This is a genomic window from Mycobacterium sp. NGS64 (genome assembly GCF_059812245.1).
In genome coordinates this window covers 44041-66328 of the sequence record NZ_JCALCI010000012.1, presented here as the reverse complement: position 1 = coordinate 66328, position 22288 = coordinate 44041, and the positions used below count along the sequence as shown (strand labels likewise).

At 68.9% G+C, this 22288-nt stretch carries 21 protein-coding genes; 6 read left to right on the top strand and 15 right to left on the bottom strand.

Annotated elements, in window-relative coordinates; all coding sequences use genetic code 11:
• Positions 1-6 precede the first annotated feature (6 nt).
• The 6 genes from AC5Y4S_RS27110 to AC5Y4S_RS27085 form a co-directional block, all read right to left on the bottom strand.
• Positions 7-876 carry a DUF2510 domain-containing protein gene (locus AC5Y4S_RS27110; protein ID WP_500035647.1) on the bottom strand — a complete coding sequence of 290 codons (870 nt, stop codon included), beginning with the start codon at positions 874-876 and terminating at the stop codon, positions 7-9.
• 82 nt (positions 877-958) lie between these two features.
• Positions 959-1339, bottom strand: coding sequence for an NINE protein (locus AC5Y4S_RS27105; protein ID WP_082973249.1), 381 nt, complete (start codon positions 1337-1339; stop codon positions 959-961).
• Positions 1340-1435: 96 nt separating this feature from the next.
• Entirely contained in the window at positions 1436-1804 is a 369-nt protein-coding gene (locus AC5Y4S_RS27100) for an alpha/beta hydrolase fold domain-containing protein (protein WP_500035646.1), read from the bottom strand.
• Positions 1798-2325 (bottom strand): alpha/beta hydrolase, encoded by a 528-nt coding sequence (locus tag AC5Y4S_RS27095; protein ID WP_500035645.1) that lies wholly within the window; start codon positions 2323-2325, stop codon positions 1798-1800. The genes AC5Y4S_RS27100 and AC5Y4S_RS27095 overlap by 7 nt, the downstream gene beginning before the upstream one ends.
• The gene (locus AC5Y4S_RS27090; RefSeq protein WP_500035644.1) at positions 2322-3176 is read right to left on the bottom strand and encodes a hypothetical protein; all 855 of its coding nucleotides are present in this window, start codon (positions 3174-3176) and stop codon (positions 2322-2324) included. The genes AC5Y4S_RS27095 and AC5Y4S_RS27090 overlap by 4 nt, the downstream gene beginning before the upstream one ends.
• A 78-nt stretch (positions 3177-3254) precedes the next feature.
• Positions 3255-3701: a DUF1003 domain-containing protein gene (locus AC5Y4S_RS27085; protein WP_500035643.1), complete on the bottom strand. Its 447-nt coding sequence runs from the start codon at positions 3699-3701 to the stop codon at positions 3255-3257.
• A 214-nt stretch (positions 3702-3915) separates the two neighbouring features.
• Here AC5Y4S_RS27085 and AC5Y4S_RS27080 point away from each other — a divergent pair, with 214 nt between their 5' ends.
• Positions 3916-5052, top strand: a complete 1137-nt coding sequence (locus AC5Y4S_RS27080; RefSeq protein WP_500035642.1) for an NAD(P)/FAD-dependent oxidoreductase — start codon at positions 3916-3918, stop codon at positions 5050-5052.
• Here the strand turns inward: AC5Y4S_RS27080 and AC5Y4S_RS27075 are convergent.
• From AC5Y4S_RS27075 to AC5Y4S_RS27055, 5 genes are all read right to left on the bottom strand, one after another.
• The gene (locus AC5Y4S_RS27075; RefSeq protein WP_500035641.1) at positions 5042-5800 is read right to left on the bottom strand and encodes a DUF4190 domain-containing protein; all 759 of its coding nucleotides are present in this window, start codon (positions 5798-5800) and stop codon (positions 5042-5044) included. The genes AC5Y4S_RS27080 and AC5Y4S_RS27075 overlap by 11 nt on opposite strands.
• Positions 5801-5920: 120 nt before the next feature.
• Positions 5921-7813, bottom strand: a complete 1893-nt coding sequence (locus tag AC5Y4S_RS27070) for a serine/threonine-protein kinase (protein ID WP_500035640.1) — start codon at positions 7811-7813, stop codon at positions 5921-5923.
• 87 nt (positions 7814-7900) lie between these two features.
• The gene (locus tag AC5Y4S_RS27065; RefSeq protein ID WP_500035639.1) at positions 7901-9736 is read right to left on the bottom strand and encodes a serine/threonine-protein kinase; all 1836 of its coding nucleotides are present in this window, start codon (positions 9734-9736) and stop codon (positions 7901-7903) included.
• Between the two features lie 29 nt (positions 9737-9765).
• A complete protein-coding gene (locus tag AC5Y4S_RS27060) occupies positions 9766-11241 on the bottom strand; it encodes a multicopper oxidase family protein (RefSeq protein WP_500035638.1) in 1476 nt (491 codons plus the stop codon).
• Positions 11238-11984, bottom strand: a complete 747-nt coding sequence (locus AC5Y4S_RS27055) for an arsenate reductase/protein-tyrosine-phosphatase family protein (protein ID WP_500035637.1) — start codon at positions 11982-11984, stop codon at positions 11238-11240. The genes AC5Y4S_RS27060 and AC5Y4S_RS27055 overlap by 4 nt, the downstream gene beginning before the upstream one ends.
• Positions 11985-12025: 41 nt before the next feature.
• Between AC5Y4S_RS27055 and AC5Y4S_RS27050 the strand changes: the two genes are divergently transcribed.
• Genes AC5Y4S_RS27050 through AC5Y4S_RS27040 form a run of 3 tightly spaced genes read left to right on the top strand, consistent with a single transcriptional unit; the run spans position 12026 to position 14439 of the window.
• Positions 12026-13264 carry an APC family permease gene (locus tag AC5Y4S_RS27050; protein ID WP_500035636.1) on the top strand — a complete coding sequence of 413 codons (1239 nt, stop codon included), beginning with the start codon at positions 12026-12028 and terminating at the stop codon, positions 13262-13264.
• A gap of 4 nt (positions 13265-13268) precedes the next feature.
• Positions 13269-13766, top strand: coding sequence for a flavin reductase family protein (locus AC5Y4S_RS27045; protein ID WP_500035635.1), 498 nt, complete (start codon positions 13269-13271; stop codon positions 13764-13766).
• A 1-nt stretch (position 13767) separates the two neighbouring features.
• Positions 13768-14439, top strand: a complete 672-nt coding sequence (locus AC5Y4S_RS27040; RefSeq protein WP_500035634.1) for a pyrimidine reductase family protein — start codon at positions 13768-13770, stop codon at positions 14437-14439.
• A gap of 7 nt (positions 14440-14446) precedes the next feature.
• Here AC5Y4S_RS27040 and AC5Y4S_RS27035 read toward each other — a convergent pair whose 3' ends face one another.
• Positions 14447-14935, bottom strand: a complete 489-nt coding sequence (locus tag AC5Y4S_RS27035; protein WP_500035633.1) for an SRPBCC family protein — start codon at positions 14933-14935, stop codon at positions 14447-14449.
• Between the two features lie 282 nt (positions 14936-15217).
• Between AC5Y4S_RS27035 and AC5Y4S_RS27030 the strand changes: the two genes are divergently transcribed.
• Complete coding sequence (locus tag AC5Y4S_RS27030) at positions 15218-15514, top strand: hypothetical protein (protein WP_500035666.1); 297 nt, start codon at positions 15218-15220, stop codon at positions 15512-15514.
• A 161-nt stretch (positions 15515-15675) separates the two neighbouring features.
• Positions 15676-17493 (top strand): serine/threonine protein kinase PknE, encoded by a 1818-nt coding sequence (locus AC5Y4S_RS27025; RefSeq protein WP_500035632.1) that lies wholly within the window; start codon positions 15676-15678, stop codon positions 17491-17493.
• 6 nt (positions 17494-17499) lie between these two features.
• On the opposite strand, the gene AC5Y4S_RS27020 is transcribed toward AC5Y4S_RS27025, so the two are convergent.
• From AC5Y4S_RS27020 to AC5Y4S_RS27010, 3 genes are all read right to left on the bottom strand, one after another.
• A complete protein-coding gene (locus AC5Y4S_RS27020) occupies positions 17500-17823 on the bottom strand; it encodes a hypothetical protein (RefSeq protein WP_500035631.1) in 324 nt (107 codons plus the stop codon).
• 141 nt (positions 17824-17964) lie between these two features.
• Positions 17965-19893, bottom strand: a complete 1929-nt coding sequence (locus AC5Y4S_RS27015) for a serine/threonine-protein kinase (protein ID WP_500035630.1) — start codon at positions 19891-19893, stop codon at positions 17965-17967.
• A gap of 216 nt (positions 19894-20109) precedes the next feature.
• Positions 20110-22287, bottom strand: a complete 2178-nt coding sequence (locus AC5Y4S_RS27010) for a glutamine synthetase III family protein (RefSeq protein WP_500035629.1) — start codon at positions 22285-22287, stop codon at positions 20110-20112.
• Position 22288 lies beyond the last annotated feature (1 nt).

Sequence of the window (22288 nt, the reverse complement as noted above, 5' to 3'; positions counted from 1 at the left end):
TTCTTTCTAGGCCCGGTCGGCCTTCGATCGTTCCATCCACAGCAGGACGACGCCCACGGCGGTGACGATGACCGCCGCCGCGTACACCATCATCCCGAACGCCGGCGTGACGTTGACGAAGCCTTCACCCTCGTTGTTCTTCGTGGCCACGGTGTGGAACCAGACGAATGTCAGGGCGCCCAGCAGGGCGACCGCCACGCTGAGCCCGATGAGCCGCGCGGTCGGCGCTCGGGATCCCGACACGGCAGGCAACGCCAGAAACGCCGCCACGACGGCCAACAGGATGACCACGAACTTCGCCGTTCCGTCGGCGGCGACCCCGTGCGAACTCAGGGTCCGGCCGAACAGCTTCAGGCTGACGGTCGCGAACGGCAGGAAGATCGAGATCACGGTGACGAGAAGTCCCCCCAGCACGATCCACGCGGGGACCGACATCCTGGCCGCCACGCCCTGCACCGCCGCGAGGCCGTCGGAGCGCGCGGTCGGGCCGGGCTGCGCGGGAAAATCGGGCCTCGGGCGCGCGCCGGGTGATGAATAGCCCTGCGGGGGCGGCCGATTGGGCGCCTGAGACGGCGGGAGGGGCGGGCGCGGGGGCGCCGTCGGCGCGGACGCGCGCGCAGGCGGCGGCGGGGGTAGCGGCGCCGCTCGGGTCTGCGCCGCCGAGGGGAGATTGGACCCGGGCGGCCGGGGCGGTAGCGGTGTGACCTGGGTCGGCGCGGCGGAGGGCGCGGGCGGGGGTTGCTGCGGCGGCATGACCGGCGGGCGCGCGGCGGGTTTTCGCTGTTGGTGCGGTGTCCAGGTCCGACCGTCCCAGTAACGCTGGGCGTTGGGGTCGCGTGGGTCGTCGTACCAGCCGGGCTGGTTGGGCGTCGTCATCGGCGGATCCTCCCCTGTGGACTGAACTGCCCCCGCAAACGCGAGAATACGCGCGGCCACGCTTGGGGCCCGGCCGTGCGCATCAGTCGCGCAGCGTGCGTCCCTCCGCGTCGGGCACCTTGCCGACGAGAATCATGATTCCGTCGATCAGCGGCCAGATGGCGCCGATCCCGCAGGTCAGCCAGGACACCGCGATTTGGGCGATGCCGACGTTGGTGTAGCCGAGATAGAAACGGCCGACGCCGAAACTGCCGACGAAGATCTGCAGCAGCCCCGCGAGGAGCTTGCTCTTGTCCGACAGCGGACGCCCGTAGGCGTCGACGCCATACGGCGCGCCACCGTATGGAGCGACGCCCGCGCCCGCGGCGGGCGCGTTGGCGTGCCATTGCTGGCCGTCCCAATACATTTGGCCGGGCTGGCCGCTCGGGTCCGGGTACCACCCGGCGGATGGCTGTTCGGTCATTGTGTTTCCCTCTCTTCTGAAGGCGATGAATGCACCTGCGGCTCAGCCGATCAGGCCCATCATTGCACCGGCGACCCGAATTTGTCCGGTATGGGCTTAGTTCGCCCGCAACCGTTCGATGATGAGCGCTCGCGCGGCGCGGCCTTCAGGCGTCGGGGTGAGCGGGTAGACGTGCACCAGGCCGGGTTGTTCGTGGTAGTCGATCTGAACACCGGCCGCCGCGGCCTTTTCGGCCAGTAGCCGCGCGTCGGGGTTGAGGATGTCGCGGGTGCCGCTGAACACGGTCAGCGGTCCCAGGCCGGACAGATCAGCGTTGAGCGGGCTCACCATCGGGTCGGTCATCGGCAGGTCACCGCACCAGCGCTTGGCGAACTCCAGCAGGCCCGCCCGCGTCAGCCACGGGTCGTCGACCACGTCGATCAACGGGTTGGTCAGCGACACGTCGAGAACGGGCGAGATCAGCACGGTTTCGGGAGCACCAGGCGGTGCTGGTCGCGCAGTAGCAGCGCCGCCGACAGGGCCAGCTGGCCCCCGGCGGAATCCCCGGCCAAGCACACGCTGTGGTCGGGTGTCGCCCTCTTGGCAACCAGCTCGGCGATCCTTGGGACCACCTCGGCCCCGGTCGCGAATGGCGCCAACGGATAGATCGGCACCACCACTCGGACGCACGCGTCGGCGGCGATTTGTACCGCCAATTTCCAATGCTGCGAAGCGATTTCGTTGACCCAGGCGCCGCCGTGCAGGTACACGACCGTGCGCTGCGGCTCGTGCAGCGGCTGCGCTGTCAAGGTGTAGATCGGCCAAGCCGATTCCCGGTCCAAGTGCAGGTTGACGTCCTTGCGCAACCCCGGCGGGGGTCCGTAGAACTGCGGGTGTGCCGCGCGCTGATCGATGTGATCGCGGGCGCTTTGCGCGCTGCGGTATGCGCGGGCCCGCGTCAGATGGATGACGGCGGGCAGGGCCCGACTCCGCCAGCTCAGGCTCATCTGATCTGGACCCCCCGCTTGCGCACCCACACCAGGGCGCCGACGGTTCCCGCGATCCAGACCGCCACGGCGATGGCCAGATGCACGAAGCTTTTCGTGTCGCGCCCGAACACCGGCCAGATCAAGGCGGGAACTTTCGTCCACAGCAGGCGGTGCTCGACGCCGTTCATCGGGTCGGCGACGTAGTACAGGGCGTAGGGCAGCGTCAGCGCCAAGATCCAGGCGCCCGTGCGGCGGCGATCGCCACGCTGTCGCCAGCGCCGGAGCAGCGGCTCGACGCTCACCGGGTGCAGCACCGAGAAGAAGTTTCCGACGCCCAGCCAGGACACGATGGGCACCGCGACGGTGGGGATGGTTACCGCCAGGCGTCCCGGCGTTTGGAACCACAGGGTGAGGACCATCGCCGTCACCAACGTCGGCAGCCCGACGATCGTCAGCAGTGCCAGGTTCTTGACCAAGAGCACTCGCCAGAAGGGCACCCCGTTGGACAACGCCTGTTGGACGCGGTAGTGGTCGGCGCCGAGCAGGTTGGTGGTGGTGACGTCCGCGAGGACCCACGAGGAAAAGTACGTGCCGACCAAAACCGCCCAGTCGTGATGATGGCGGCCCGGCGTCAGCGGCTGCACCAGCAGCCACGCCGCGGCGAAGACGACGTTGGCCATCACCCCCATCAGCCAGTTACGCGGCGGCGTGAACGCCCAGCGGATCTCGGCCGCGACCGCCGGCCCGAGCTTTTGCTGCAAGTCCCTGGCGGCCCGCCTGGCCGCGGCGGGCCGAGGTGCGGTTGCACGCGCCGCGGCGCGCAGCGCGGCGTCAACACGCGGACGCATCGTCGCCTGCAATTCCAACATTTGCTCCCCCACATTAGAGCGGTTGTCCGTGCCGCCACCCGCTCTGGCAAGGCTTTTCGCCGCGTGTCGGAGCCGTTGTCAACTCGGCGGTCCGATATAGCGCCGGTGCAGTTCCTGGGTGAGGAGGTGAATCTCGCGGGTGAGCTCGGTGTTGGTCTTCAGCTCCAAGTCCTCCATCTGGTAGTCATGGTCGGCCCGGGCTTGCTGGAACGCCGCCTGACGGTTCTGACCGATCATCACGAAGGTCGACAGGAAGATCGCTTCGAGCGACACCGCCAGGGTCAGGGTGGGCCATGGACTGCGTTCCAGTACCAGCATCCACACGCCGAACAGGGCCGCGTGCAGCCAGACGAAGTTCATCGACCCGGCAAACGCGGTTATCCGGTCGGCCAGGCGCAGCTGGAGGTCCTGGCCCCGCCTGCGGGCCTCCTCGAGGACGGCCGGGTGGTGCACCTGGCCGCCCCGCAGCAACCGGCGCGGAATCAGTTGCGGACTGTGGTGATGCGCATCGGCCTGTGTCGTCATGTGAGCGGTTCCTTTCGGTGCCGTGGCGGTACCCCGCCGCTGGCTAATGCTAATGGGCCGCGCCCCCCGGGGCCGACGCCAATGGTGCATCGGTAGAACGTGTTACAGTTTGCCCACCACACGCGTTAGGAGGCCCGCATGGACGCCGTCGCACCGGCCTGGCCGACCGAAACCCGCTGCGGCACAAGCGAATCGCGCCGCGCGTGATCCGGACATGAGTCGCAAGCGTGTCGTGGTCGCCGGACTGGGAGATGTCGGTGTCCTGACCGCCATCCGCCTGGCCCGGCACGCCGACGTCGTCGGGATCTCCGCCAAACCCGCGCTGGTGAGCGGCCAGGAACTCGGGGTCCGGCTGTCCCGCCCCGAGGACTGGGCCCGCGACTACTGGATCCCGTTCGACAAGTTCCGCCGCCTGGACGGCGTGCGCACGGTGCAAGCGACGCTGACCGGGCTCGACCTGGCGGCCCGAACGGTGTTGGGCCGGCGCGACGACGGCACTCCCCTGGCCGAGGAGTTCGACGCGCTGGTCATCTCGACGGGCGTCAGCAACGGGTTCTGGCGGCGCCCGAACCTGCAGTCGCCCACCGAGATCGGCGCCGACCTGCGCGCCGCCCATGACCGGCTGGCCGCCGCGGATTCGGTGATCATCGTGGGTGGCGGAGCGGCCGCGGTCAGCAGCGCGGTCAACATCGCGACCACCTGGCCGGGCAAGCGGGTCGACCTCTACTTCCCCGGCGAGCGGGCGCTGGGCGAGTATCACCCGGCGACGTGGCGGCGCATCCGGGACCGATTGGTCGACCTGGGTGTGGGCGTGCACCCAGGCCACCGCGCCCAGATCTCCGACGGCTTCTCGGGTGAGGAGATCACCGGGGAACCGGTTCACTGGAGCACCGGGCAATTTCCGGCTTCCGCCGACGCGGTGCTGTGGGCGATCGGCCGGGTACGCCCCAACACCGATTGGCTGCCACCGGAACTCCTTGACGAGCGCGGCTTCGTTCGCGTGACGCCGCAGTTGCGGGTGCCCGGCCATCGGGGCGTGTTCGCGGTCGGGGACGTCGCGGCCACCGACCCCCTCCGCAGCTCCGCCCGCAATCGTGGGGATGCGTTGGTAGCGAACAACATTCGCGCCGAGTTCGCGGGCCGGGAGCTGCGCTCCTTCCGGACGCCGGGCCGGCGGTGGGGTTCGTTGGTGGGCATCCAGCCCAACGGGCTCGAGGTCTTCTTCCCCACCGGCCATTCGTTGCGATTCCCGTCCTGGTCGGTCGAGCGGGTGGTGATGCCGTGGGTCGTCCGATGGGGCATGTACCGCGGGATCCGCGAAAACCAGCCGCTTCGGCCGCTCAGCTCTTGATGGACCCGGTTCGCTTGGTGGTGAACGTCGCGACGCACACCATGGCGCGGTCGCCACGCTGCCACGATTCGCGGGTGGGCGGCATGATCGCCAGGTCGATGTCGGGATCTAATAACGCGGACGGCGAGTACGACGCCAGGTCGTCCTTGCAGTCCTTGCCGTAGGCACCGAATCCGGACTCGCCGGGGAACGGCCCGTCGGGGATGGTCACGATCCCCGCCACCTCGCCGGCGTGGGGCCGGTCGCAGCTGGTGGTGTCCACCGAGGAGATGCGGTTGCCCCTGGGCAACTCGGCGAAGCAGTCCCCGACCTTGATGTCGCGTGCGCTGACCGTGTGAGTCGGCGACAGGGCGACCACCGCGATGACGACGGCGATGCCGACGGCCCAAGCGCCGGAGAGGACGAGCCCGCCAATGGCCATTCCCCGGCCGCGCTGCCCGCCGGGTTTCGTCTTGCCCAGCGCGATGATGCCGAAGATGACGCTGAGCAGGATTCCCCCGACCGCACCGAAAATCAGTGAGGCGACGGCGAATCCGCTGGTTGTCTGGGCCTGCGGCGGCAGCGCGTAGCCCGGTGGCGGGTACGGGCCGGGCGGGTAGGGCGCGGGATAGGGGCTCGGGGGGTACGACCCCGGATAAGAAGGCGGATAGGGCCCCGGCGGGTACGGACCGGGGTAAGGCGGCGGATATCCACCCTGGGGAGGGGGCGCTTGGTAGGGGGGCTGGCCCGGGTCCATCGGATGCGACATGCCTAACTGTACGACCGGCGGTCACAGCACCGCTTCGCGACCGTAACCTGGCCGCGAATTTTTGACGGAATTTTTCGCAGTGTGGTTACGCTCGCGGATGCCTGCGGGAATCGGGCCCCGCTAATCGCCTGTCCGCGTGTATGTTTCGTCGAAGTCCACGCTCCATTGGCAGTCGGCACGGCCCGAGGACTCGTCCAGATGGTCGTGGCCGATCAGCTGCGCGATCGGATCCTGTGGCGGTTGGGGCAGCGCATACTGGCCGGTGGCTCGCGCGTAGACGGCCCCGCCGCAGCCCGGATCGTTGTCGTCGTGCTCGACGTGCAGTGTCCAGGTGCCGCCCTCGAACACCAGCGGTGTGTCAATCGTTTTGGAGTGGAAATAGCTCATGCACCGGTCCCCAGTGCGCAGGCAGTCGGTGACGACCGCCTGGTCCGTCTGCTGTGGCGCGATCCTCGCCTTGAACTTTCGGACGAGGTGGTAGCGGCCATGCAAGGCTTGGGCCGGCGAGCCCACCCGCGGCGGAAGCGCGTTCGGGTCGGGGAGCTTGTTGATGTCGACGTCCCCGGAGCGGGTGAAGGTCACCGTCCGCTTTTCGTTGCAGGCGTTGGCCGATGCCCCGCGATATTCACCGGTGAAGGTGCCGTCCGGTTGCGGCTGCAGCGTCAACACCTGCCACACCTCGGCCGGGGCGTCTCGGCACTTGTCCGAGCCGATGGTCACGGCCACCCAGCGCCCGTCCACCTCGTCGAAAACCGCGTTCGACGCGAGCCGTAGCTCGCCACTGACGCGTTGCGCCGTCGCCCGGCAACCGCTCGGCCCGCACGCCGAGCGGACGGCGTACGTGTCCGTTTCCGGAGCCGCGCCCTGCCCCGGGACACCCTCCAGCGTGGTGCCCTGGCTGAAGCGCACCCGGTAGACACCGGTGAAGGGGCCGGTGTTCGGGGTCGCGGTGTTCCCCGGCGCGGTGGCGGGATTGGCCGCGGTGTGGCCCGATTCGGGGTGCCGCAACAGCTTCACGGCCGCGAAGACGCCGCCCGTGACGACGAGCAACGCAACGCCCAGCAGGGCGCCGATGAGGGCCCGGGGGCGCCGGCGAGGTCGGATGGCGGGCATCGTCGCGTCGATCCGGGGCTGGGTGTCGGGGAACGGAATGTCGCCCGGCTGGGTCGCGCCCGAGCCCAGCTGCCGGGCCAGCTGGTCGGCGAATTCGCGGCAGCCGGCAAACCGGTGCGATGGCTCCTTGGCCATCGCGGTGGCGAACACGGGATCCAGCGCGGCGAGCTCCGGGCGGCGGGCACCGATCGAGGGCGGGGCGGCGTTGATGTGCTGGCTGATCACCACGGCCGGATTGGAATCGACGTACGGCGCCGACCCGGTCAGCAGGTGAAACGCGGTGCACGCCAACGCATATTGATCGGCGCGCCCGTCGACCCGCTCCCCCTTCAACTGCTCGGGCGCGACATAGGCCACCGTCCCGACCGTCATGTTCGTTGCGGTCAGCCCGGTCGCGTCGTCGATGTGGCGCGCGAGCCCGAAGTCGGCGAGATAAACCCGGCGCGCCTGACCGTCGGGGTCGGTCAACAAGATGTTGGCCGGCTTGACATCCCGGTGCAGCAATCCACGGCCGTGCGCGTAGTCCAACGCCGAGCCGACCGCGGTGATGATCGCCACGACGTCTTCGAGCGGCATCCCGCCCGGGTGGTGTTCGGGCAGCAGCCGGCCGGCATCGGTGCCGGCCACATAATCCATCGAGATCCAGAACTGACCGTCCTCCTCACCGCGGTCGTGGATCGTCACGATGTGCGGATGCGACAACCCGGCCGCCAGCTCCGCCTCCCGCATGAAGCGGCCCCGGAACTCCGGGTCGCCGGTGAGCTCCGCGGGCAGCACCTTCAACGCGTCCTGGCGCGGCAACCGGGGATGCGCCGCCAGGTACACCTGGCCCATCCCGCCCGCGCCCAACACCCGCACGATCGTGTACCCGGCAAACACCTGACCCGCCTCGAGCGACATGGGAAAATCGTAAATGCTCAAGCCGCAGTGGCACCTAAATTCGCGCCGAATGCGAAGCCGCGCCTTCCGGGCAAACCGCGCACCCCGTTAATCGCCGGTGCGGGTGAACGTTTCGTCGAAGTCCGTGTTGAGCTCGCACGGGGCGCTCTGTTCCTGGTGAGCGCGGCCGGTAAGCGTGGCGATCGGATCCTTTGGCGGTTGCGGCAGCGGATACTGTCCGCTGGACTTCATGCGCGCGGTGCCCCCGGAGTGCGGGCAGGTGACGTCGGCGTCGACGTTCCAGGTCCAGCGTCCGTCTCCGAAGACCAGCGGTTGGTCGGCCGACGCCTCGTGGAAGTAGCTCATGCACCGATCGACGGTGCGCAGGCAGTAGGTCGCGACCGCGGTGTTGAGCTGTTGTTGCGGCAAGCCGTTCGCGAAAATCCGGGTCAGGCGGTAACGGCCGCGCAGGCCCTGGGCCGGCGACGCCGCCCGCGGGGGCTGGGCGTCCGGATCGGGAATGGTTTTCACGTCGACGTCGCCGGTGCGGGTGAAGGACACGGTTCGCTTGTTGGCGCAGGCGTTGGCGGCGGTCGCCGTGTATTCGCCGTCGAGGCCGCCGTCCGGACGGGGCCGCAGTACGAAGACCTGCCAGAACTCCGCGGTCGCCTCGCGGCACGCGTCCGGTGCGACGGCGACCGCGACCCAGGCCACGCCGATCTGATCGAACACCATCGTCGGTTGCGCCACGGTCTCCCCACCGAGGCGGGACGCGGTCATCACGCAGCCGGCGGGGCGGCACACCGAGCGCAGGCCGTACGTGCTCGTCAGCGCCGGCGGGGAACCGGGCTCCGGGACGTCATCGAGAGCCATGTTCGGCCCGAAATCGGCCCGATAGGTGCCCGTGAAGGGGCTCGCGGGCGCGGCCGGGCGGTGCGAACCGGTGAGCGTCAGCGTCGCGACGACGCCGCCCGCGACCAGCAACACGACGCCGGCCAGCACCGCGGCGAGGACGCCGGGGCGACGGCCCACCCGCTTCCAGGCGGAGGGTTTCTTCCACTGCGGCGCAAGCAAAGTCGGGTCCGACGAGGGATACGCGTCGGCCCCGTCGAGATGCCGCCCCAATTCGTGGGCGAACTCCCCGCAGCTGTTGAACCTGCCAGAGGGATCCTTGGCCAGCGCGGTGGCGAAGACGGGATCCAGGCCGGTCAGCTCGGGACGGTGGGTGCCGATCGACGGCGGCGGGGCGCTGACGTGTTGACCGATGACCACCGCCATGTTGGGCCCGCCGAACGGGGGCACCCCGGCGAGCAGATGAAAAGCGGTGCACGCCAGGGCGTATTGATCGGCGCGACCGTCGACCGACCCTGCCATCAACTGCTCGGGCGCCGCGTAGGCCACCGTGCCGACCGCCATCTTCGTCGAGGTCAACCCGGCCACGTCGTCGACGCGACGGGCGATGCCGAAGTCGGCCAAAAAGATTCGCCGCGGCTGTCCGTCCGACTCGGTCACCAGGATGTTGGCCGGCTTCACGTCGCGGTGCAGCAGCCCTCGGTGATGCGCGTAATCGAGCGCCGAGGCGACCGCGTCAACGATCGCCATCGCGTCCTCGACGGCCATGCCGCCGCTAAATTGCTCCCGCAACAGCCGGGCCACGTCGGTGCCGGCCACGTATTCCATCGAGATCCAAAACTGGCCCTCGTATTCACCGCGGTCGTGGATCCCCACGATGTGCGGGTGCGAAAGCCCGGCGGCCAGCTCCGCCTCCCGCTCGAATCGCTCGCGGTATTGCGGATCGGCGGTGACTTCGGTCGGCAGCACCTTTAACGCGTCCTGGCGCGGCAACCGCGGGTGCGACGCCAGATACACCTGCCCCATGCCGCCCGAGCCCAGCAGCCGCAGGATCGTGTATCCCGCGAACACCTGACCGATCTCGAGCGCCATGGCCGAATCGTAGATGCCCCGGTGGCGGATCAGCGGCTGTTGAGCAGCAGCATGAGGCCGTAGTCCATGTGGATCTGCTGGTGGCAGTGCAGCAGCGAGAGGCCGGGCTGATCGGCGACGAAGTCGATCTCCATGCTTTGGAATCCGCCCAGCATCGCGACATCCTTGCGCACGCCGGCGGTCGGCGTCCCGGCGATGCGGGTGATTTCGAAGGTGTGGCGGTGCAGGTGCATCGGGTGCAGGTCGTCGGTCGCGTTACGGAAGCGAAGCCGATAGCGTTTGTCGCGCTGCAGATCCAGCACGGGCTGATTGGTCTCCATCGAAAACGCCGTGCCGTTGAACATCCAGATGTTGAAGCCGTTGTCGGCGGCGTTGCGCTTTTCGATCAGCATCTCGATGGTGCGTTCCGGCGGCGGCACCGGGGCGGGGTTGGGCGGCGCGAACAGCCGGTAGTCCCACTTGAACGGCGGGGGCGCCGCCCACTGCGGATCACCGCCGCGCCCGTATTCCACCACCATGCCCATGCCGTGTCCGCGGTCGTCGTCCGACAGGTCCCCCAGCACCCACACGCCGGGATTCGTCATGTTGACGAACGCCGAAATGCGTTCGGCCGCACCGAGCCACAGCACCGGCACCGGCGCCGGATTGGGCACCGGGTTCCCGTCCAGCGCGACGACGTTGAAGGTGTGCCCGGGCAAGGCCAGACTGCGGCTCTCGGTGGCGCTGCCGTTGAGGACGTGCAACACTACCCGCTGCCCGGGTTGGACGCGGATGGGATCGCCGTGGCCGAGCATGCGCCCGTTGATCGCGAATGCCCCGTAGCTGACCTCGTAGCCATGCGGGTCGCCTTTGGCGAGCGACGCCTTCATCGCCGACTCCCCTTTGTCCTTGAGGTCGGCGTCCGGTTCGCCGGCCAGGAATTCGCTGGCCATGTCGCCCCCACGGGTGAAACTGGGCTCGAATTCCTTGAGCGTCAAAAAGATCTCTTGGTCGTAGGCGCCCGGGTTCTGTTCGGGCTCGATGTAGACCGGCCCGACCAGGCCGCTGTACTGACCGCGGGACAGGTCCGCGCGCGGCACGACGTGGGTGTGATAGAAGCGGTAGCCGGCCGGCCCGGGCACGAACGAAATGCGCCGCATGCCGTGCGCCGGGATGTCGGGGGTGCCCTCCTCGGCCGAGCCGTCGACGTCGACGCCGACGTGTTGGCCGTGCCAGTGCAACTGCTCCGGGGCATCGGTGTCGTTGAAGATGTCGACCCACGTCCGTTGCCCCTCCTTGAACCGCAGCAACGGTCCCGGGAATTGACCGTTGTAGGTCAGGGTCGACACGGTGTGGCCCGGCGCCAGCTCCACGGGTCCGGTGCCGATGCGCAGCGTGTAATCGGGCTTGCCGTTGGGCGGGCCGGGCGGCGCGGTCCGTGAGCACGCCGCCGCGACGCCGGCGCCGCCGCCCGCGGTGATCAACGCCAGGCCGCTGAGGAATCGACGGCGGTCGAAGGGCTTCATCGCCGCTCCCGGGGCTGGGCCAGGACGGGCAGGAGAAAATCGATTCGGTCGTTCAGTTCGCTTGCCACGCGCCGGAATTCGGGGTAACTCGCCCTGCCCTCAGCGGCCGAGGGATCCGGCAGGCTCCAATGCATCGCGGTGACAACGCCGTGCTCCCGGGCGTATTCGCGGACCTTGTCACACAGCGTGATCACGCAATCGAAGCGCCCCCGGGCGACCGCGGCCAACGGCTGCGGTCGGCCGCCACCAAGGTCGATGCCGTAGAGGTCGCGCATGACCCGCACTGCGTTCGGGTGCATCTGCGGTTTGGGATGGCTGCCGGCGCTCGCGGCACGGATGCGGCCGCCGCCCTTCTTCCGCAGCAGCGCCTCGGCCATCGGCGAGCGCGCGCTGTTGCCGGAGCACAGGAACAGCACCGACCCGGCCGGCCGGGTCGTGGCAGCGGGCGCGAGCGCCGGATGCAATGCGCTTGCCGCCCCGGCAAATTCGGCCGCGCACCGCGCCAAGTTCAGGTGGTAGTAGGTGTCGCGGGCGTCGAAATTGCTGCGCCGCGCGTCGATGAGCCCCGCCGAGCGCAACAGCCGCAGGTGGTACGACACCAGGTTCTGTGGCTCGTCGACGGCGTCGGCCAGCTCCCTTACCCGGTGGTCGCCTCCGGCGAGCTCGGCCAGTAACGCCCACCGCACCGGGTGCGACGCCATCTGCATCAGCGGTGGAACTTCCGCGCGCTTGGTTGCCGCCACCCTTCGGACAATACATCAAATCAGTTTGATAGGTTTGGCGCGTGAATGAGCTCCGCCGCACCCTGGGGGTGTTCGACGCGGTGGTGATCGGGCTGGGCTCGATGATCGGTGCCGGCATCTTCGCGGCCCTCGGCCCCGCGGCGCGCGCCGCCGGCTCGGGGCTGCTGCTGGGCCTGGCCGTGGCCGCAGTGGTCGCCTACTGCAACGCCACCTCCTCCGCGCGGCTGGCCGCCCGCTACCCCGCCTCCGGCGGCACCTATCTGTACGGCCGCGAGCGGCTGGGCCATTTCTGGGGCTACCTGGCGGGTTGGGGCTTCGTCGTCGGCAAGACCGCCTCGTGCGCGGCGATGGCGCTGACGGTCGGCTCGTATGCGTGGCCGTCGCAGGCGCACGCGGTGGCCGTCGCCGCGGTGGTCGCGCTGACGGCGGTGAACTATGTCGGGGTGCAGAAGTCGGCGTGGCTGACCCGGATCATCGTCGCGGTCGTCCTTGCGGTGCTGGCCGCGGTGGTCGTCGCCGTATTCACCTCTCGCAGCATCGCCGCCGACCACCTGCATCTGTCGGGTGTCACCGCCGGCGGCGTGATCCAGGCGGCGGGCCTGTTGTTTTTCGCCTTCGCCGGGTACGCGCGCATCGCCACGCTGGGCGAGGAGGTGCGCGATCCGGCGCGCACCATCCCCCGGGCCATCCCGCTGGCCCTGGCGATCGCCCTGGCCGTCTACGCGCTGGTGGCCGTCGCGGCGCTTGCCGCGCTGGGGCCGCGACGCCTGGCCGAGGCGTCCGCGCCGCTGTCCGAGGCGGTGCGGGCGGCGGGGATGGGCTGGCTGGCGCCCGTCGTGCAGGTGGGCGCGACGGTCGCGGCGCTGGGCTCGCTGCTGGCCCTGATCCTGGGGGTTTCGCGCACCGCCCTGGCGATGGCGCGCGACCATCACCTCCCGCACGCGCTCGCCGCCGTGCACCCGCGGTTCGGCGTGCCCCACCGCGCCGAGCTGCTGATCGGCGTCGTCGTGGCGGTGTTGGCCGCGACGGCGGACCTACGGGGGGCGATAGGTTTTTCCTCGTTCGCGGTGCTCATCTACTACGCGGTCGCCAACGCCTCGGCGTTGACCCTTCGGCCCGACGAGGGACGGCCGCGCCGCGCCATCCCGGTGATCGGGCTGGTCGGGTGCCTGGTGCTGGCGTGCGCGCTGCCGCTGTCCTCGGTGCTGTCCGGTGCGGCGGTGCTGGGCCTCGGTGTCGCGGCGTACGCGATTCCCCGGCGGCCCGAACGGGAAGACTGAGCGGGTGGCCGAGCCCGAAACAGATGCATTCGAAGAGTTGGTGTCGCTGCTGAACTACCCGATGTTCGTGGTCACCACCCAGGCCGACGGCGTCGACGCCGGCTGCCTGGTCGGTTTCGCCAGCCAAACCAGCATCCACCCACCGCGTTTCCTGGTCGGTTTGTCCACGAAGAACCACACGTTCCGGGTCGCCGCCGGGGCCAGCCACCTCGCCGTGCATGTGTTCGACCACGAACACCTCGGCGTCGCGGAGCTGTTCGGCAGCCAGACCGGCGACGAGATCAACAAGTTCGACCGCTGCTCGTGGCATCGCGGCCCGGCGCAGCTACCCATCCTCGACGACGCGGCCGCCTGGTTCGCCGGCAAGATCCTGGATCGTTTCCCGCTCGGTGACCACGTCGGGCACCTGCTCGAGCCGGTGGACGGCCGCCCGCCGCAAGAGCTCGAGCAGTGGGTGTCGTTCGGCGACGTCCGCCACCTGGAACCGGGTCACGAGGCCTGATGTGACTCCCCGGGTGGGCGCCGTCGGCGGCATCGCCGAACTCGCGTCGTTCTACGCCGATCCCCCGGCGGGCGTGCGGGCCAACATGATCTTCAGCGCCGACGGCGCCGCGGCGTTCGCCGGTCGCGCGGGTCCGCTGTCCTGTCCCACCGACCAGCAGCTGTTGAGGCTGCTGCGGGGCTTCGCGGACGTGGTGCTGGTCGGCGCGGGCACGGCGCGCGCCGAGAACTACGGCCCGGTGCGGCTCGCCGACGCGCAACGGGCCGCGCCGCCCATCGCCGTCATCACGCGCACCGGCGAACTGCCGGCCAGGCTATTCAGCGACCCCGCACAGCCGCCGATCGTGGTGACCTGCGCGCGCTCGGCGGCGCGGCAGGACCCGCGCCGGCAGATCCTGGTGGCCGGCGAGGATTCGGTCGACGTGACGCGCGCCGTCACGCAGCTACGCGGCCAGGGCATGGGCCGCATCCTGTGCGAGGGCGGGCCGACCCTGCTGGACGAGCTGGTCGACGCCGACGCCGTTGTCGAAATCTGCGTGACACTGGCGCCCAAGCTCGCGGGGAGCCAGCCCGTCGGCAGCAGGCGGCCGTCCCGGCTGTCGGTGCCGGTCGGGATGCGCCTCGAGCACGCCCTGGCTTACGACGATTACCTGTTCCTGAAGTACCGCCGCTGAGCCACGGTCAGGCGCGGGGATATCCTCGGCGGACCGTGCGATCGAGGATGCCCAGGGTCGCCCGTAGCGCGCCCTCCGAGAGCACCGGAAAAATCCCGGCGTCGCGCCACTTCGGGTCGATGTTCGACCAGTCGTAGAACGACGTGACCACGGTCGACGCGCCGTCGTCGGCCGGCTCCAGCAGGTATCCGTAGACGTGGCCGATTTGCGGGCGGATCTGGCCGAGAATCGTCCACGAAATTAGCCGGTCCTGCTCGAACTCGTTGATGCTGACGGTGACGTCGTATTTGCCCAGTTGCGGGAAGTCGTTGAGCGCCTCGCGGTCCATGTGGACCACGAAGCTGTCTCCGACGCCCGTTACCGGTTCGCCCTCGGCGTCCTGGAGCATGCCCGAGGAATCGATGGCGACGTGGCCCTGCGGGTCGCAGAGCACCGCGAAGACATCGGCGGCCGGGGCCGGGATGGTGCGACGGATCTCGATGCGTTCTTCGGTCATGGGTCCTCGCAGCCGCCGCAGAAAACCTGATTTGCCTCGCCGGTCACTCTACGTCGCCGCGGCCGGTCGACGTCAGTGCCGTCGCGATTGCTGAACGCCCGCTCGGCATGCAGCGGCGCACCGGGCTTCCTATGATGAAGGCTTGGGGAAAATTTCATCGAATTGCCTGCGCGACACAATCTTCAGTCCAACGTCGTCCGACTTCTTCTCGCGGGCACACAGAGGAGGATTACCGGCGACGTGAGCGATTCGAACGGCGAGGACGAATACCGCAATCTGGCGGTGAACCGCCTGCGGCCCAGCGAGGTTCAGTGGGCGTTGAACAACGATTCCGTGCACGGGATTGCCTACGCGTTCCGCAACCCCGTCGCCGTCGCCGAGTCCATCGACGATCCGCAGGACGACCGCAAGACCTACCTGATCCGGGTCAGGCGTGACGATTTGGCCTCGGCGCTGGGAAAGATCAACGATTGGATCGTCCGGAATCCCGGCCCGGCGGGCATGCAGGCCTACGGCTTCGTCCGGGCGCTGTCGCGGGAGGGGCTCAGCGAAAAGACCGGCGACGAGGAATGCCGGTAATCCTCACCCACCCCGGGAGTTCGTAGCCAGCCGACCGGGAATTAGCTGGCTTTCTGGCAATTCAGCGTGCCCCGCGGTTGCCCAAACCATTAGCCTTATGCCTGGCACGCCGCGCTTCGGTGTGGGTTTTGCGGCGCGCGGCGGCGGGTGAGGAGTCGGCGATGGGTGACACGACCGCGGATTCGCGGGAGGGCTCGCAGTTCGGGCCGTATCGGTTGCGGCGGCTGGTCGGCCGCGGCGGCATGGGCGACGTCTACGAGGCCGAGGACACGGTGCGCGAGCGCATCGTGGCGCTCAAGCTGATGTCGCAGACGCTGTCCAGCGATCCGGTCTTCCGCTCGCGCATGCAACGCGAGGCCCGCACCGCGGGGCGCCTACAAGAACCGCACGTCGTGCCGATCCACGACTTCGGCGAGATCGACGGTCAACTCTACGTGGACATGCGCCTGATCGACGGCAAGAACCTGGCCGCGACGCTGAGCCGGTTCGGGCCGCTGTCCCCGCCGCGGGCGGTGGCGATCGTGCGCCAGATCGGCTCGGCGCTCGACGCCGCGCACGCCGCCGGGGTGATGCATCGCGACGTGAAACCGGAGAACATCCTCGTTAGCGCAGACGATTTCGCGTACCTCGTGGATTTCGGCATCGCCAGCGCCACGTCCGACGAGAAGTTGACGACGTTCGGCACCACGGTGGGCACGGTCAAATACATGGCCCCGGAGCGGTTCAGCGATGGCGAGGTCACCTATCGGGCCGACATCTACGCGCTGGCCTGCGTCTTGTATGAGTGCCTGACGGGCACCCCGCCGTACACGGGCGACACGATCGGGGTGATGGGCGCGCACCTCAACCAGCCGATCCCGCGCCCCAGCGCCGCGCGCCCGAGCATCCCAGTGGCCTTCGACGCCGTGATCGCCCGCGGCATGGCCAAGGATCCCGCGGCGCGCTACGCCACGTGTGGCGACCTGTCGGCGGCCGCGTATGCCGCGCTGGCCACGCCCGATCAGGATCGGGCCACCGACATTTTGGAGCGCAGCCAGGTGGCGAAGCTGCCCGCCGCGTTCGCCGGCCAGCAGCCCAGCGGTTTTGCCGCCATGCCGCCGCCCGTGATGGCGAACCAGGCGCCCCCTCAGGCGCCCCGGTGGACCACCGGATCGGCTCCCGGGGCACCGATGCCGCAGCCGACGGGGTGGCCCGGCACTCCCACGTGGGGCACCGGCGACATGGGCAGCGTCGGCGCGCCGCTCTGGGGGCAGCCGCCCCAGAGCAGCCGCAGGCCGTGGCTGTGGATCGGCGCTGTCGTGGCGGTCGTGGTGGCGGTGGTGGTCGGGTTGGCCATCGTGGCCGCCCATCCGTGGCAGTCGTCGTCCCCGTCGGCCCGGTCCTCCACGCCGACGTCGCCGGCGCCTCCGCCGGACGCGGTTGAGCTCAAGGTGCTCGATGACGGTGTCTCCGTCGGCAGCTCGGCCGCACCGACGACGATCGACATCTTCAACGAGCCGATCTGCCCGCCGTGCGGCAGCTTCATCCGGTCGAACGCCGGTGATATCGACAGCGCGGTGAACAACAAGAAGCTGGCGGTGCGCTACCACCTGCTGAACTTCCTCGACGACAAGTCGCACAGCAAGAATTACTCGTCGCGCGCGGTGGCGGCGACGTATTGTGTTGCGGCGCAGAATGACCCGAAGCTATACATGAACTTCTACTCCGGCCTGTTCGCCAGCAACTTTCAGCCGGCGGAGGACGCCCCCGAGGACCGCACCGACGGCGAACTGGCCCAGCTGGCCAAGACCGTCGGCGTCGACGCCAGCGTGATCGATTGCATCAAGGGCGGCGACGACGTCGGCACCGGCAAGGCCAAGGCCGCCGCCGGGGACGCGACGCTCACCGGACTCAACGCGACCGGCACACCGTTCGTGTGGGACGGCACCAAGTCGGTGAACTATCAGGACCCGACCTGGCTCACCAAGCTGCTCGGCTAGTTCGCGCTAGGGATGCGGCGTGGGCGTTTGTGACGGGCCCATCATGCCGCCGGGGCCCATCATGCCGCCCATTCCGCCCTGGCCCATCATCGGGCAGCTGCCCTCACGGCCGATGTAGTAGCCGCGGTGCCAACCGGCATGGGCGCCGGAGGACCAGCCGAGGAACAACCCCCAGAAGAAGATCGATCCGACGACGAACACCACACCGGCGACGATGACGACCCACGCCGCGGCTTGGCCCAGGCGGCTGGGGCCGCCGAATCGGTTGTCGTAGCGCGGTTGCTCACTCACGGTGGGCGGTTCGACCGTGGATTCAGGTGTGTCTGTCATGCCTCGAAGGATTCCACACATATACCCCTCGGGGGTAGGGACTATTGGCCCTAGGTGGTGGGCGGGCGCCGCGAGCCTAACCTGACTGCGAAAAATCAAGGCGGATTTCGCAGTGTGGTTAGGCTCGCGATTGGGCGGCCGCTAATCGCCAGTGCGCGCGAACTTTGCGTCGACGTCCGTGCTGCCGCAATTGGTCCCGCCGGAATTCGTCACGTCCTCGTGACCGTGCCCGGTGAGCAACGCGATCGGGTCCTGTGCGGGCTGCGGCATCGGGAAATGCGCGACGATCCTGACGTGCGCCGTCCCGCCCTTCGAGCAGCGGCCGTCGAACTCGCGGTCGTAGATCCACTCCCCGCCGCCGAAGACCAACGCCATAGCGGAAGCCGGGGGTGCGTGGAAAAAGCTCATGCACCGGTCGCCGGCGCGCAGGCAGTCGGTGCGGACAACGTAGTCCTGCTGACCTTTGAAACCGGTCGGTGTGACGTCCGATTCGTGGTAGTGGCCGCGCAGCGCCTCGGCCGGCGAAACCACCCGCGGCGGCAGCGTATTCGGGTCGGCCACGCTGCCGAGGTCGACGTCTCCCGTGCGGGTGAACGTCACGCTGCGTTTGTTGGCGCAGCCCTTGCCCATGATCTCGGTCGCCTCCCCCGCGAGCGTGCCGTCGGGACGCGGTTGCAGCGTGAAGGTTTCCCAGACCTCGCCTTCGGCGTTGGCGCATGTGCTCGAGCCGGCGGTCACCGCCCGCCAGCTTCCGTCGACCTGATCGAATACGGTCGTCGGCACCTGCATGGTCTCGCCGGTAAGGCGCGTCGCGGTCGCCACGCAACCGGTGGGACGGCACGCCGAACTGACAGCCCAGGTTTCGCTTGACGGCGCGGCGCCGGGGGGCGGCATGCCTTCGATGCTGGTGATCCGGGCGAAGTCGGCCCGGTAGACGCCCGTGAAGGGACCCGTGTTCGGCGGCGGTGCCTTGGGCCCGGGGCTGGCCGTGGGCGCCGCGGTGTGCGCCGGCTTGCCGGACTGGGTGAGCTTCCCGGAGGCGAAGACACCGCCGGCGATCAGCAGCGCGACGCCCGCCAGGGCGGGGATCAGTACCACCGGGCGCCGGCTCAACCGTTTCCAGCCGGCCGGTTTCGGCCGCAGCGGGACGGTGGGCGCAGCGACGCCGAAAGAAGGCTGGGTGATTTCGTTGTCGGGGCGGGTCGGGACCTCGCCGGCGTACGCGAAGCTCGGCAGCGGCCGGCCGCCGAGGTGGGCGGCGAACTCCCCGCAGCTGGCGAACCGGCCGGACGGCTCCTTGGCCATCGCGGTGGCGAACACCGGATCCAGCTGGGCCAGCTCCGGTCGCTGCGCACCGACCGACGGCGGCGGGGCATTGACGTGCTGGCTGATCACCACGGCAGGATTGGAGTCGACATACGGTTGCGCCCCGGTCAGCAGGTGAAATGCGGTGCAGGCCAAGGCGTATTGGTCGGCACGCCCGTCGATCGACTCGCCCTTGAGCTGTTCGGGCGCTGCGTAGGCCGCGGTGCCGACCGTCATGTTGGTCGCGGTCAGCCCGGTCGCGTCATCGATGCGGCGGGCGATGCCGAAATCGGCCAGGAACACCCGCCGTGCCTGCCCGTCGGGTTCGGCCAACAGGATGTTGGCCGGCTTGACGTCGCGGTGCAGCAAGCCCCGGTGGTGTGCGTAATCCAGTGCCTCGGCGACGGCGGTGATGATCGGCACCACCTCGTCGAGCGGCATTCCGCCGGGGTAGGTTTCGCGCAACAGGCGGCCCGCATCCGTGCCGGGCACGTAGGCCATCGAGATCCAGAAATGGCCGTCCTCCTCGCCGCGGTCGTGAACCCTCACGATGTGCGGATGCGACAGCCCCGCCGCCAGATCCGCCTCGCGCACAAATCGGGCCCGAAACTCCGCGTCGGCGGTCAAATCGGGCGGCAGCACCTTGAGTGCGTCCTCGCGCGGCAGGCGCGGGTGCGCCGCCAAATACACCTGGCCCATGCCGCCCGAACCCAGCAGCCGCAGGATGGTATATCCGGCGAATACCTGGCCGGCTTCGAGCGACATGGCCGAATCGTAAGTCTTGTCTTCGCGGCTGTGCGGCACTTTTCGTCCCTTTCCGGTCTGTTACGGGGCAAGGCCCGTCAGCGGAAAGGTTGCGGCACAGCACTTGGCAGAAGTTGGCGAGTTTCTTGCGAAATTCTTGCGCACGCGGATCGTCGGGCGTGGGGGCCGCGGATCACCGCCGCTGGCGCGGCCGGCCCCCACACCCGACGATGTCTATCACAGGATGTACAGCATCTCCTGGTAGGTGGGAAGCGGCCACAGGTCGTCGGCGACAACGCTTTCCAGCGTGTCGGCGGCCGCGCGGACCGCCGCCATGGCAGGCAGCAGCTCCTTCTGCGCGTGCGTAGCCTCGGCCAGCGCCGTCTCCGCCGAGTGGTCGGACAGCGCCGACTTCAGCGTCGCCAGGCCCTTTTGCAGCTCGGCGATCGGGGTCGAAACCGCTTCCAGCGCAACCGTGCTCGCTTCGACGCCGGCCTTCTTCAGCGTCGCGACGTTCTGGGCGAGCTCGGTCTGGTACCGGATGGCGGCCGGCAGGATCACGGTCGTACCGAGTTCCAGCGCCAGTTTCGCCTCGACCGCGATGGTCAGGGCGTACTGCTCCAACCGGACCTCATAGCGGCTGTGCAGCTCGCGCTCGTTGAACACCCCGTACTTCTCGAAGAGTTCAACCGACTCCGGCTTGATCAGCTCCGGAATGGCGTCGAGCGACGTCTTGAGATTCGGCAGACCGCGCGCGGCCGCCTCGATCTGCCATTTCTCCGAATACCCGTCGCCGTTGTACACGACCGCACCGTGCTCGGTGATGATATCGGTGAGCAGCCGCTGAACGGCATGGTCGAAGTCCTCGCCGTCGGCGACGGCCTTCTCCAGCACCGTCGCCATGTAGTCGAGCGAGTCCGCCATGATCGTGTTGAGGACGATCAGCGGTACGGCCACGGTCTGCCCGGAGCCTGGCGCACGGAACTCGAACCGGTTGCCGGTGAACGCGAACGGGCTGGTCCGGTTGCGGTCGCCCGGATCGGTCGGCAGTGGTGGGAGCGTGTCGACGCCGATGTGCATGACGCCCTTGCCCTTTGACGACGTGGCCGCGCCCTTGGCGATCTGCTCGAACACGTCGGCGAGCTGCTCGCCGAGGAAGATCGAGATGATCGCGGGCGGCGCCTCGTTGGCGCCCAGGCGGTGGTCATTGGTGGCAGATGCCACCGACACCCGCAGCAGCCCGGAGAACTTGTGCACGGCACGGATCACCGCGGCGCAGAACACCAGGAACTGTGCGTTCTCGTGCGGGGTGTCGCCCGGAACCAGCAGCGAGCCCAGCTCGGAGTTGCCCATCGAGAAGTTGACGTGCTTGCCCGACCCGTTGACACCGGCGAACGGCTTCTCGTGGAACAGACACTCCATGCCGTGCTTCTTCGCGATCGTCTTGAAGATCGTCATCAGCAGCTGCTGGTGGTCGGAGGCGATGTTGGCCCGCTCGAACATCGGCGCGATCTCGAACTGGCCGGGGGCCACCTCGTTGTGCCGGGTCTTGGCCGGGATGCCGAGCTTGAACAGCTCCCGCTCGGTGTCCATCATGAAGCCCAACACCCGCTCGGGCACCGCGCCGAAGTAGTGGTCGTCGAACTCCTGGCCCTTGGGCGGCTTGGCGCCGAACAGGGTGCGCCCGGCGTTGACGAGGTCCGGGCGCGCCAGGAAGAAGTGCCGGTCGACCAGGAAGTACTCCTGCTCCGGGCCGCAGAACGAGACGACGTGGTTGAGGTCCTTGTGGCCGAACAGCTTCAGGACACGCTCGGCGTGTTTGCCCATCGCCTGCTGACTGCGCAGCAGCGGCGTCTTGTAGTCCAGGGCTTCGCCGGTCATCGAGACGAACACCGTCGGGATGCACAGCGTGTTGCCGTTCGGGTTCTCCAGGATGTAGGCGGGGCTGGTCACGTCCCAGCCGGTGTAGCCGCGCGCCTCGAACGTGCTGCGCAGGCCGCCCGACGGGAAGCTCGACGCGTCCGGCTCGCCCTGGATCAGGGTCTTGCCGGCGAACTCGGCCAGCGTCTGGCCGTCGGAGATGGGCTCCAGGAAGCTGTCATGCTTCTCGGCGGTGAGCCCGGTCATCGGGTAGAAGACGTGCGCGTAGTGGGTGGCACCTTTTTCCAGCGCCCAGTCCTTCATCGCCACGGCGACCGTATCCGCCACCGCGGGGTCGAGCTTGGTGCCCTTCTCGATGGTCGCGACGATGGACTTGAACACCGACTTGGGCAGGCGGGCCTGCATCTCGGCCTTGGTGAAGACGTTCGAGCCGAAGACCGCGCCGGGCTCTTCGCCAGGTACGAAACTGATGGCTGGGGGGACATACGCCTCGACGTTGTTGATCGCCTGCAGGCGGACCGCGTTTCCGCTCAAT